This is a genomic window from [Lactobacillus] rogosae, from assembly GCA_900112995.1.
In the GTDB taxonomy this organism is placed as follows: domain Bacteria; phylum Bacillota; class Clostridia; order Lachnospirales; family Lachnospiraceae; genus Lachnospira; species Lachnospira rogosae.
Window position 1 is genome coordinate 114,017 of record FONU01000006.1, and the last position, 12,654, is coordinate 126,670.

General features: G+C 37.2%; 10 protein-coding genes. All 10 read right to left on the bottom strand.

Annotation, left to right across the window (positions count from 1 at the left end):
* Positions 1-73: 73 nt before the first annotated feature.
* The gene (gene hemW, locus BM157_RS02860; RefSeq protein ID WP_022501383.1) at positions 74-1,309 is read right to left on the bottom strand and encodes a radical SAM family heme chaperone HemW; all 1,236 of its coding nucleotides are present in this window, start codon (positions 1,307-1,309) and stop codon (positions 74-76) included.
* Positions 1,299-3,113, bottom strand: coding sequence for a translation elongation factor 4 (gene lepA, locus BM157_RS02865; protein ID WP_055174360.1), 1,815 nt, complete (start codon positions 3,111-3,113; stop codon positions 1,299-1,301). Before lepA ends, hemW begins: the two co-directional genes overlap by 11 nt.
* Positions 3,100-3,906: an N-acetylmuramoyl-L-alanine amidase family protein gene (locus BM157_RS02870; protein ID WP_055174359.1), complete on the bottom strand. Its 807-nt coding sequence runs from the start codon at positions 3,904-3,906 to the stop codon at positions 3,100-3,102. Before BM157_RS02870 ends, lepA begins: the two co-directional genes overlap by 14 nt.
* Before the next feature lie 66 nt (positions 3,907-3,972).
* Positions 3,973-4,713 (bottom strand): RNA polymerase sporulation sigma factor SigE, encoded by a 741-nt coding sequence (sigE, locus tag BM157_RS02875; RefSeq protein WP_055175005.1) that lies wholly within the window; start codon positions 4,711-4,713, stop codon positions 3,973-3,975.
* A 136-nt stretch (positions 4,714-4,849) separates the two neighbouring features.
* Positions 4,850-5,719 (bottom strand): sigma-E processing peptidase SpoIIGA, encoded by an 870-nt coding sequence (locus tag BM157_RS02880; RefSeq protein WP_318255787.1) that lies wholly within the window; start codon positions 5,717-5,719, stop codon positions 4,850-4,852.
* Between the two features lie 402 nt (positions 5,720-6,121).
* Positions 6,122-7,324, bottom strand: a complete 1,203-nt coding sequence (ftsZ, locus tag BM157_RS02885; RefSeq protein WP_022501388.1) for a cell division protein FtsZ — start codon at positions 7,322-7,324, stop codon at positions 6,122-6,124.
* Between the two features lie 152 nt (positions 7,325-7,476).
* On the bottom strand, positions 7,477-8,199 hold the full coding sequence (locus tag BM157_RS02890) for a cell division protein FtsQ/DivIB (RefSeq protein ID WP_055307054.1): 723 nt from the start codon (positions 8,197-8,199) through the stop codon (positions 7,477-7,479).
* A gap of 2 nt (positions 8,200-8,201) precedes the next feature.
* Positions 8,202-9,359 carry an FtsW/RodA/SpoVE family cell cycle protein gene (locus BM157_RS02895; RefSeq protein ID WP_090139869.1) on the bottom strand — a complete coding sequence of 386 codons (1,158 nt, stop codon included), beginning with the start codon at positions 9,357-9,359 and terminating at the stop codon, positions 8,202-8,204.
* Between the two features lie 2 nt (positions 9,360-9,361).
* On the bottom strand, positions 9,362-10,714 hold the full coding sequence (gene murD / locus BM157_RS02900; protein WP_022501391.1) for a UDP-N-acetylmuramoyl-L-alanine--D-glutamate ligase: 1,353 nt from the start codon (positions 10,712-10,714) through the stop codon (positions 9,362-9,364).
* Between the two features lie 120 nt (positions 10,715-10,834).
* Positions 10,835-12,592: a peptidoglycan D,D-transpeptidase FtsI family protein gene (locus BM157_RS02905; protein ID WP_318255778.1), complete on the bottom strand. Its 1,758-nt coding sequence runs from the start codon at positions 12,590-12,592 to the stop codon at positions 10,835-10,837.
* Positions 12,593-12,654: the final 62 nt, after the last annotated feature.

A 12,654-nucleotide genomic window follows, 5' to 3' on the forward strand; every position in this document is an offset into this window, starting at 1 on the left:
GAATTTTTCAGAGTTATAAAATATGCGTGGTGTTTACCGCCATCCAGACGATAAGCACCACGCATATTTATTTCTACACAAAATCAGACATAACAGTATTGCTTATATCTATGCCTCTGTCTGTAAGTGCTATTCTTGTACCATTCTGCCACAAAAGACCTTTTGCTATATTATCTTTTATCTGCTCTTTATATACACTGTATATATCTTTTCCAAATATATCTTTAAAATCGCATATATCAATCCCAGCAGACTTTCTTAAACCAAGAAACATATATTCAGCCATCTCATCTTCCAGCGTGAGAACCTCTATATTTTCTTTAAGGTCCTGACAGTTATTATTTATTTCTAAAGAATTCTTAAGAGTCTCTTGGATATTCTTTATATTTTCCACAATACACTCTTTATTGCTTTCTTTATTATCAGCATATTCCACACATAATGCCTTAATATAATTATTAATATCGCTGATGTTAGTATACCTTTTATGATTACATAATGAAGCTGCACCAATTCCAAAACCGATATAATCGGTTCTATCCCAATATTTAAGATTATGCTTACATTCATAACCTGCCTTGGCATAATTGGATATTTCGTATCTTTCATAACCTGCCTGACCTAATATCTCTTTAGTAAGTGCATACATTTTCCTGTCGTCATCATCATCAGGAATATCCGGATAATTGTCTATGTTATCATACAGCCTTGTGCCTTCTTCTATTATAAGACTGTATACAGATATATGCTCTGTATTAAGTGATACAGCCTCCTTTAGCACTCTGGTAAAGCTTTCTATGGTCTGACCCGGAAGTGCTGACATAAGGTCTATATTGATATTAGTAAAGCCTGCATTCCTTGCTATGGCAAGGCTGTTCTTAAACTGTTCAAATGTATGAATTCTTCCAAGCATACGAAGCTCTTTATCATCAGTGCTCTGCAATCCAAAGCTTATTCTGTTAATCCCAGCTTCCCTGTAAATGTATGCTTTTTCACTATTTATTGTACCTGGATTACATTCTATTGTTATCTCTGCATTGCCATCAACACGATATCTTTGCTTTACAGCCTCTAATATATCTTTAATATATTCAGCATTTATTGCTGACGGAGTTCCACCACCGATAAATATTGAAGTTACATTTTTATCAAGACCAGCCTCACTTAATGCTATCTCATTAATTAAAGCTTTAACATAACTGCTTTTCGTCTTATCATCTGCTGGTGCAGATAAGAAATCACAATATATACATTTTTGCATACAAAAGGGGATATGTATATATATCCCCAGTTCGTTATTATTCTTCATCTAACTTTAATACACTCATAAATGCTTTCTGTGGTATCTCTACGTTACCAATCTGACGCATTCTCTTCTTTCCTTCCTTCTGCTTTTCAAGAAGCTTCTTCTTACGGGAAATATCACCACCGTAACACTTGGCAAGTACATCCTTACGAAGTGCCTTAACAGTTTCCCTTGCTATAACCCTGCTTCCGATAGCCGCCTGAATAGGAATCTCAAACTGCTGTCTAGGAATTTCCTGCTTAAGCTTCTCGCACATCTTTCTTCCACGTTCCTCCGCACTTCCTGCAAATACAATAAATGAAAGTGCATCCACTTCTTCCTTGTTGATAAGAATATCAAGCTTAACAAGGTTAGACCTCTCATATCCCTTCATTTCATAGTCAAATGAAGCGTAACCTCTTGAGCGTGACTTTAACGCATCAAAGAAGTCATATATTATCTCATTAAGCGGAAGGTCATACTTAAGCAGTGCTCTTGTCTGTTCTATATATTCCATACCGTTGTATACACCACGGCGTTCCTGGCAAAGTTTCATAATAGGTCCAACAAATTCGGTTGTAACCATAATCTCAGCACTTACCATAGGTTCTTCCATATAGTCTATCTCTGATGGATCAGGCATATTAGACGGATTAGTAAGGTCTATAACTTCACCATTAGTCTTATGGACTTTATATATAACACCCGGTGCTGTTGTTACAAGGTCAAGGTTATATTCTCTTTCAAGTCTTTCCTGTATAATCTCAAGATGTAAAAGTCCTAAGAAACCACATCTGAAACCAAAGCCAAGTGCTATAGATGTCTCTGGCTCAAACTGGAGAGAAGCATCATTAAGCTGAAGCTTCTCCAATGCTTCTCTTAAATCCTGATATTTTGCACCGTCCGCCGGATACAGACCACAGTATACCATAGGATTGACCTTCTTATAACCAGGAAGCGGTTCTGCTACTGGTCTGTCATTATCTGTAACAGTGTCACCAACTCTTGTATCCTGAACATTTTTGATACTTGCTGTAATATATCCAACCATACCTGCACTTAATTCATCGCAAGGTATGAACTGACCAGCTCCGAAGTAACCTACCTCAACTACTTCTTCTACTGCTCCGGTTGCCATCATTCTTATCTTAGTACCCTTCTTTACAGTACCCTCTACTATTCTTACAAATATAATAACACCCTTATACGCATCATATAACGAGTCAAATATAAGTGCAGATAAAGGATTAGCTGCATCACCTGTAGGTGCTGGTATTTTCTTTACTATCTGTTCAAGAACTTCCTCAATATTAATACCATTTTTTGCTGAAATTAACGGAGCGTCCTGAGCCTCTATTCCAATAATATCCTCAATCTCATCTTTGACTCTGTCTGGTTCTGCACTTGGAAGATCAATCTTATTAATAACAGGAAATACCTCTAAGTCGTGGTCAAGTGCAAGGTATACATTGGCAAGTGTCTGTGCCTCTATGCCCTGTGCCGCATCTACTACAAGTACAGCACCATCACAAGCCGCAAGTGCCCTTGATACCTCATAGTTAAAGTCAACGTGACCCGGAGTATCAATAAGATTGAATATATATTCTTCGCCGTCCTGAGCCCTGTATACAGTTCTTACTGTCTGCGACTTTATTGTAATTCCCCTCTCCCTCTCAATATCCATATTATCAAGAACCTGCTCCTGCATTTCCCTGCTTGTAAGAAGTCCTGTCTTTTCTATAATTCTGTCGGCAAGAGTTGACTTGCCGTGGTCAATATGTGCTATAATACAAAAATTTCTTATGTTCTTCTGATTAATTACTGCCATTCGTATAACCTGCCTGTTCTAAGTATTTCATAATTCCATCAGCTATAAGCTTAGCTGTATTGTCTATATCTGTTGTTACAAGTTTATTATCCTTACTGCTGTACATATTGCCTAACTCTATTATACAGCTCGCTACTTTGCTGTGCTGGTTCAGGTAATAATCTTTGCTCTTATTATCAGGAGTACCCGTATTCACTCCCGATAAGCTTACATCTACTCCATTTAACTCTTCCATAATATCACTTGCAAGGCTTTTAGAGTTAGATGGTGAAGATGTATGAATCCATGCACTTATTCCCTTACTGCTTCCTGACTTATCAGTAATATCCCTATGAAATGACACAAGTGCCGCTGCTTTGGCGTTATTGCATATCTCTATACGCTTGGTATAATCCACCGATGTATCAGTTGTTCTTGTCATAACAACTGTAACGCCAGCACTTTCAAGCTCATTCTTAACGCTGTCAGCTAAAGATAACATCTGTGTCTTTTCATAGTTAGTTCCGTCGTACTGTCCTGTATCACTTCCACCGTGAGGAGCATCTATACAGACTATTGCCTTAGACGACCAGTTAATTGTCTTATTATTACTTTCTTCGCTATTATCCTCATTGTTCTGCAAAAGCCCATCATCAGTTACCTCATCTGATGTTGTCTTTCCTATATTCATAATTGACCTTATCGAAGCTCCACAGTCAATATATAACATTACGGCAAATATTAATATAGCTGCTAATGAAGCCACTCCGAATATTCTGTCCCACTTAAATGATGTATTATTCTTATTATTCATTATTATCTCTCCAATCCATACCCTTTCTATTTTCTTAGAATACAAGCGGATTGTCAAGTAAAATGTTTAACAGCTTCTCACCATTTCTCTTTTTAATCTCTTTATAATCTTCTTTTCAAGTCTTGATATATATGACTGCGATATTCCAAGCATATCAGCGACCTCTTTTTGTGTCTTTTCCTCTCCATCTTTATCACTAAGACCATATCTTAAATCGACTATAATTCTCTCCCTCTCAGACAAATTGCCAATCGCCCTCTTTAATGCTTTCATCTCAACCTCATTTTCAAGGTCTTTATAACACACATCATCTTCAGTTCCAAGAATATCAGATAACAAAAGTTCATTGCCATCCCAGTCAACATTGAGTGGTTCATCAATTGACACCTCTGCTTTTACCTTGCTATTTCTTCTAAGATACATAAGAATTTCATTCTCTATACATCTTGAAGCATAAGTTGCAAGCTTTATATTCTTATCCCTGTCATATGAATTAATTGCCTTTATAAGACCTATTGTGCCAATTGATATAAGGTCCTCTACTCCAACACCTGTATTATCAAATTTCTTGGCTATGTATACAACAAGTCTTAAGTTATGTTCTATAAGCATTTTCTTAGCATAATCGTCATTATCAGTCTTTAACATTGCCAGCACATTTTTCTCCTCCTCAATATCAAGCGGTGCTGGCAGCACCTCTGTACCTCCTATATAATGAACTTCTCTTGTCCCCATCATATAAAAATTCTTAATAGAAGGTACCACCTTAAGCTGAAAACGATCTGCAACTGCCACTTTAATCACTATCTTACTCCTCTTTTCTACGGTGCTTTCTTTTGTCTTTACAGGAATACGAAAGCACCGCCGACATACCCTGTTTATTATTGCATCATATGTCCCGTGACGCTTTTGGGGGTGCATATGATGAGCATCTTTGTGCTCATTATTGCATCATATGTCCATTAATAAGTGCCTGATATTCCCCTGCCTGTGATACGCATACCTCTGACAATCCTATAAGCACATTTTTATAAGCTTTCGTCTTAACATCATTGGATATGTATATGTAATCTGCTGTAATTACCTCTATCATTCCTGTGTCCATACCTACACTCCTGTATGGAATAAGATGATATCTTATTCTGCTGTAATCATTTATCTTAGAAAGAACCTTGTCAAAACATTTCTTATCCATAACATTTACTGGTTTATTACAATAATAATCACTAAGCTGGTTTCCAGTGTCTATCATTCCCTTTAATGTAATACGTTCGTCCCCAATAACCACTGTTACTACATATATCTGCATTTTTCTATTGAGCTTCTCTTTGCTTCGTACCAGTATGATGAGCATAAGATACGCCACGACTGCATATATAACCAACTGCCTGTTGTTTATCATTATATTCTTTATTACAAAGCCAACATATGTATAGTACACGAGTAAATGTATCGCACCGCCAAGAAATACTGCTATGCCAATCATTACCGCTACGCCTTTTAACAAGTCCTTTATATAACTCCTTATAGCAAACCAATTAATCTTTCCTGAACTTCCCTTGATAATATTTAATGGACTATTAATTATCATAAGCATTAATCCAGTGATGATTAAATATGTGCACCAATTAACGAAAAGCCTATATTCATCCGGAATACATATTGCAATGACTGACCATATTGCCCCCAAAGTGGAAGAAAGCAGCAGACGGGGCAGTGATGTATGATAATGCATTATTTTGTTTACCATAACCATAACAATCAAATCCATACAATAATTAATTCCAAATAATACATCAATGTATATTACAATTCACTCTCACCTCCATTGCACAATCAGGTATACCCTGCATAATAGTTTACAGAAAATGCTTTCCTGCAACGAAAATAAGTATACATAACTTAATATGCAAAATTTGTCAAAAGCACAGAGTCACATTAATTTTCTAATATAATTCGCTATGAAATAAAAAAGAATGTGTGAAACACATTCTCGCACCGAGCACGGTCGCTTGCGACAAAATACATCTTCGTGCGAGTGTGCATCATCGGCATATAGTGCCTTTTATGTAATAGGGGATTCTATTGGAATTTCCTATTACATAAAAAAGGAACGCCGAAGCGTTCCTTAATATCAATATTTCATTAACAATAATATAAGCCCAATAAGTATATGAACCGACAACCTATCTGTCAGATTAAATGATTATATTAATTACTTTCTGTTCTTCTGAAGGAAAGTAGGTATTGTAATACCATTAGACTTCACATTGCTTGTAACAGGGGCTGGCTGCTTAAGTCCTGGAAGTGGTGTCTGAGACTGTGCACCTGTCATACCGCCTGCTGGCTGAACTGGTGTCTGTGGAGCCTGATATGTATATGCTGGCTTTACTGCTGGTTTAACAGTCTGTCCAACTCCCTGTGTTGCCTGTGCCTTAGGTGAGAACTTCGCCATTGCAGTATTGACATTCACATCTTCAATACCTGTAGCAATTACAGTTATTGTTACGCTGTCTGTAGCTGTCTCATCATATATAGCACCAAAGATGATATTGGCATTATCACCTGCAAGTTCCTGAACATAGCTTGCAGCCTCATCTGCTTCAACAAGGCTCATATCACCAGATACGTTGATAATAACGTGTGTAGCACCCTCGATTGTTGTCTCAAGAAGTGGGCTTGTAACAGCCTGCTTAACAGCTTCAATAGCCTTATCATCACCTGTAGCATTACCGATACCGATATGTGCGATACCCTTGTCTGACATAACTGTCTTAACATCTGCAAAGTCAAGGTTGATAAGACCTGGTACATTAATAAGGTCTGTAATACCCTGTACTGCCTGCTGTAATACCTCATCAGCCTTCTTTAAGGCATCTGGCATAGTTGTTCTTCTGTCTACTATCTGAAGAAGCTTGTCATTAGGAATTACAATAAGTGTATCCACGTTCTCCTTAAGCTTCTCAATACCCGATTCTGCATTAGTCATTCTTGTTCTTGCCTCAAATCTGAAAGGCTTAGTAACAACACCAACTGTAAGGATACCCATCTGTTTAGAAATCTTAGCAACAACCGGAGCTGCACCTGTACCAGTTCCGCCGCCCATTCCGCAAGTAACGAATACCATATCCGCACCTTTGATAGCTTCTGTTAATTCTTCAACATTCTCTTCTGCTGCCTTCTCACCAATCTCAGGCTGGGCTCCTGCACCAAGTCCCTTAGTAAGCTTCTCACCTATCTGAATAGCTGTTGGAGCTTTACAGAACTGTAATGCCTGGCTATCTGTATTAATACCAATAAATTCTACCCCGCTTATATTCTCATCTATCATTCTATTAACAGCATTATTACCTGCTCCACCTACGCCGATGACTATAATTCTTGCTGATGAATCTGATTCGTTAATTATTTCTACCAAGGTTGTTGCCTCCTTTAATCAATCCTTATACATTTATCTATAATGATATAATTTTTCACAATAAATATCAACTGATTTTTTCATTTTATTTCACTAAAAATTGAACTTTAAAGCGTACAATTCTGAATATTTACACATCATTTTAGTGTGTTTTAATTATATTCATCTTTTTTGAATATTATAGATGAACTGTCTTTTGTATAATCCTGCATATACAAAGAACCTTTAAGCCCTGCAAATTTGGTTTCCATCTGTTTTAACTCAAAAAGCTTGTCCGTATAATCATCACTCTTTCCAAGGTATACCTTAACCTCGTCTATATACAATATTACATTGTCCGATGAGTCAAAATATACTTTTGAAACATCAAGATTATACTTATCAAAGCTCTGTGTCAGATCAAGTATGTGCCTGAATACTTCATCATCTCCGACTTCAAGCTTGGAATCAAGCACTATTGAATTAAACTTAAGACCTATTATCTCAGGAACTTTTTCAAAAGTTTCTGTTGAACTTTCAACAACAATACCATCTTTGTCAAAATACATATTACAGCCCATATAACGTATATAACCAATAACTGCCTTTTCATAGACTGTTATGTACATACCTCTTGGCCACTGTATTTCAACATCATATTTCTGAATGAAAGGTATTGTCTTTTTCTTATTGCCAAACAGTGTATACAATACAGTGTTTGGTGTATCATTTCCAAATATTCTGCTTGTCATTTCTTCATTAGAATAATGGGAATTACCCACATATGTTATCTTATCAGTTCTAAATCCAAAATAGACAGCCGCACACGCAGCTATCAGGGCTGCCACAATAATAGATATTATGAACAGCCTTTTTTTCTTTCTCGCCTTTGCCATAACTATCTCTCTAACCTAATCTGACTACTTATATTAAACACAATTCCTAACTCTGCCAGCAGGAACAGACTCGCCGTGCCTCCATAGCTTATAAATGGAAGTGTTACGCCTGTATTAGGAAATACATTGGTTACAACGGCAATATTAACTATTACCTGAATTGCTATATGGGCGAATATTCCAACTGCAAGAAGTGAACCGAACAAATCTGGTGAGTTCTGTGATATATATATAATTCTCCAGAGCATTATTATAAAAAGCATAATAACGCACGCCGCACCAAACAGTCCTAACTCCTCACATATTATTGAAAATATCATATCATTCTGTGACTCTGGTATGAAGCCTAACTTCTGCATACTCTTTCCAAGACCCTTACCAAAAAGTCCGCCAGAACCTATGGCATAAAGCCCCTGCATAGTCTGATAGCCTTTTCCGTCTATGTACTTTTCAGGGTCTACCCATACTAAAAGTCTTGTAAAACGGAACTTCTTAAACTGGACTCCATTTTCAACAGCCTGCTTAAGCCACTGCCTGCCCGCTATATAGCCTGCCATAATAAGTCCGATAATTCCGCCGTGAACCCAGTAATTAGGATATACAACAAATGTCATAACAAACACAATTCCACATACTATGATTGCACTACTTAAGTTAGATGTAATTCCAAAAAGCATAGCCGCCGGAATTACTGCACAGCCCAAAAATATTTTCGCTATCTGTGACAGTTTTTTTATCTTTGTTCCTGACGCACACATCTTAGCCGCCGCCATAATAATAACACTTATCTTAACAAGCTCTGCTGGCTGAAAGCTTATCGGACCAATATATATCCATCTTTTAGCACCGTGGCTTTCACGTCCAAATGGAATAACTGCTAACACCATTAAAAGTGATATAACAAATATCCACGGAGCGGCCTTTTTTAAAATATGGTAATCTACAAATCTTGCTATAAAAAACATACACGCAAAACCTAACAGGTCAAATATAAGCTGTCTTTTAAAATAGTATTCCGGATTGCCATAATTAATCTGCGCTGTGTAAGAACTTGTACTGTATATCATTGTAAGTCCGAAACCTACAATGAATATAAGCACAAACAAAAGACTGTAATCAAAATAGAATCCATTCTTTCTTTTTCTTCTTTTCTTTGCCATAATTAAAGCTCATTGACATATTGCTTGAACATGTCACCTCTCTGTTCATAATTATCAAACATTCCCCAGCTTGCACACGCTGGTGATAATAATACTGCATCACCTTTGTCTGCGCTGGCTGCACATATATCTACTACCTCTTTTAAATCATTAGCAAATACATAGTCCTTAAATCCGTATTTATCACAGGTCTGGGCTATTTTATTAGCAGTCTGGCCTATAAGAACAAGCTTCTTTACCTTGCCCTTGAAGGCTTTTACATACATATCAAATTCAGAGCCTTTATCATAACCACCACCTATTAATATAGTTGGTCTTACCATAGCCTCAATTGCTTTTACAGAAGCTTCCGGATTAGTTCCCTTGGAATCGTTGTAATACCATACATCATTCTTGGTAGCTACATATTCTATTCTGTGTTCTACAGCCTTGAACTTCTTTACCTGCTGTACAATTATGTCATCAGGTATGCCTGCTGCCTTAGTCATTGCTATAGCAGCACATACATTTTCATAGTTATGTGTTCCAAGAAGGTTCATATCGTGTACATTAAGCATAAGCTCATCTGTGGTGCCATCTGTATATCTTATATCATCTCCCTGAACATATGCACCAATCTCAGGCTTTCTCTTGCTTGAGAACCATACAACCTTAGCTGGACACTCACTTCCAAATCTGTATAATTCTTCGTCCTCCATATTAAGGACACACACATCATCCTTTGTCTGGTTCATAGAAATGTTTTCTTTAGTCTTGGAATAACATTCCATTGTATGATGTCTGTTAAGGTGGTCTGGTGTAATGTTAAGTATCGCACTTACAACCGGATGGAACTTGTGTATTGTTTCTAACTGGAAGCTGCTTATCTCTGCTACTGTATAAGAGTCATTACTTGTATTAAGCACTTCTCCCGTATATGAATTACCTATATTTCCAACAACAAATGTCTTCTCATTATAGGCTTTCACTATCTGTCCTACCAAAGCTGTAGTTGTTGTCTTGCCATTAGTACCTGTTATGGCAATTATTCTGCCTTTATCATAATTATATGCAAGTTCTATCTCGCCCCATACTGGAACTTCTGCTTTCTTAAACTGTTCAACAATAGGACTGTCAACCGGAACGCCCGGACTTATTACAAGAAGGTCGACCTGATTAGTTATATCCTCTGGCAGCTTTCCAATAATAATCTCTGCTTTATTGCCTTTAAGTTTCTTTGATATATCTTCCCTTGAAAGCTTTTCGTTACCGTCATATATAATACAGTCTGCACCAGCTTTGTTAAGAAGGTCTATAGCACCGATTCCACTTATTCCAGTACCAACTACCATTACCTTTTTATTATTTAATTCCATAATGTTCCTCCATTACCACGCATATAATACGTTTTTTAAACAACTGTCTTTATTTTACTCTACACCTATCCATCTGTAAAGCGGATAAACACTGTTTTAACGCTTTATTAACGCATTTTCTTACTTGTTATTAAGGTACGGAAGTATATTTTCATATAACTCTCTTATGACCGGTGCTGCAATTGTACCGCCATAATATACCCCTTCTGGCTCATCAATAAGACACATAGCAATAACCTGTGGATTTTCCACACTTGAAAATCCTATAAATGAAGCGATATACTTTCCAGAGCCTCTCGGAAGCTTCTGTGATGTTGCTGTCTTTCCACCTATTGAAAAGCCCTCTATATATGCATTCTTTCCACCGCCTTCCTCAACTACCTGCCTTAATATGTCCCTCATAGTATCACTTGTTGATTTGTCAATTGTGCTCTCAGTTGTAGAATAATAGAACTCATTATAAGTCTGCCCCGAACCATCACTTGTCTTAACTGCAAAATGAGGTGTAACAAGGTTACCACCATTGACAATTGCTGCCGCCGCACGAAGCATCTGGATAGGTGTTATCTGAAATGACTGTCCGAATGACATTGTTGCAAGCTCTACTTCACCAACGTTTTCTTTATTGTGGATAATCGTTGAAGCCTCACCAGCAATATCTATTCCAGTCTTAGACAAAAGTCCAAGCTTGCCGCAGTAATTATAGAAATTATCAACACCTACCCTTCTTCCCCATTCAATAAATGCAGGGTTGCAGGAATTCATAACTGTATGTGTAAAATCCTGTGTTCCATGGCCCGTTGTCTTATGACACCTTATGCGCCTGTCACCAACAAGCGTTGAACCTGAACAGGTATAGGAGTCACTTAAACTTACAACTTTGGTTTCAAGTGCTGCTGTTGCAGTTACCATTTTAAACACTGAACCTGGCTCATAAGTATCATTAATGCAGAAATTTCTCCACATATTATTAAGAAGATCCATTTTATTGCCTGAACTGCCGTCATCTTCCACCTCGTAATTAAGTACATACGGCTCATTAAGATTATATTCAGGCACGTTGACCATTGCATACAACTCTCCATTATTAGGATTCATAACTATTATTGACACCCGCTTAGCATTTTTCTTTGCAAGCGTTGTATATGCTAACTGCTGGGCATATGACTGTATATTCATATCTATGCTTATATATAAATCCTGACCTCTCTGCGGCTCTAACCTTCCCTCTTTTGCATTTTTTATCTCTGTACCCCATGCATCGGTAAGTGTAAGTATCCTGCCATTATTGCCAGCAAGATATACATCATACTTAGCCTCAAGTCCGACTATTCCCTGATTATCACTTCCTGTAAAGCCAAGCACCTTGGAAGCAAGCGTATCATAAGGATAATATCTTTTATAATCCTCATCTACCTTAACTCCGTTTAAGCCAGCTTTCCTTATTATATCTCCTGTATCTTTATCAACATTGGTCTTTATAGTTTCAATTGACGATACCTTTTCAACCTTTTTTCTTACAGCTGCTTCGTCCATATCAAGATTGTCACAAAGCATTTTAATAACTTCTTCCGGCTTATCTATCTGGCTGTGAATAACGGATATTGTACACACAGTCGTATTGTCAGCAAGGACAACTCCATTAGTATCAAGAATTCTTCCGCGCATAGCCTTTATGGCTCTCTCTCTCTCGTGAAGCTCTGTTGCACGCACGCTGTAATATTCAGCCCTGACGGTCATTATATATCCAACTCTTACTGTGAGCAGTGACATTATAAGCACAAGGCTTACTATAACCACCAGAAGCTTCTTTCTATGTCTTGTTCTTACAAAATAACCATATCTCTCATCTTCATTAAGCTTAATTCTTTCTGTCACTAATACAATAACCCCGAATAAACTTACTTATTATTATGAAAGTTTATTCAGGGTTATTCTTA

Bases quoted from the DNA above. Each gene is read 5' to 3' on its own strand.
- hemW (WP_022501383.1), bottom strand. From the start codon at position 1,309: ATGAAGAATAATAACGAACTGGGGATATATATACATATCCCCTTTTGT.
- lepA (WP_055174360.1), bottom strand. From the start codon at position 3,113: ATGGCAGTAATTAATCAGAAGAACATAAGAAATTTTTGTATTATAGCA.
- BM157_RS02870 (WP_055174359.1), bottom strand. From the start codon at position 3,906: ATGAATAATAAGAATAATACATCATTTAAGTGGGACAGAATATTCGGA.
- BM157_RS02890 (WP_055307054.1), bottom strand. From the start codon at position 8,199: ATGGCAAAGGCGAGAAAGAAAAAAAGGCTGTTCATAATATCTATTATT.
- BM157_RS02895 (WP_090139869.1), bottom strand. From the start codon at position 9,359: ATGGCAAAGAAAAGAAGAAAAAGAAAGAATGGATTCTATTTTGATTAC.
- murD (WP_022501391.1), bottom strand. From the start codon at position 10,714: ATGGAATTAAATAATAAAAAGGTAATGGTAGTTGGTACTGGAATAAGT.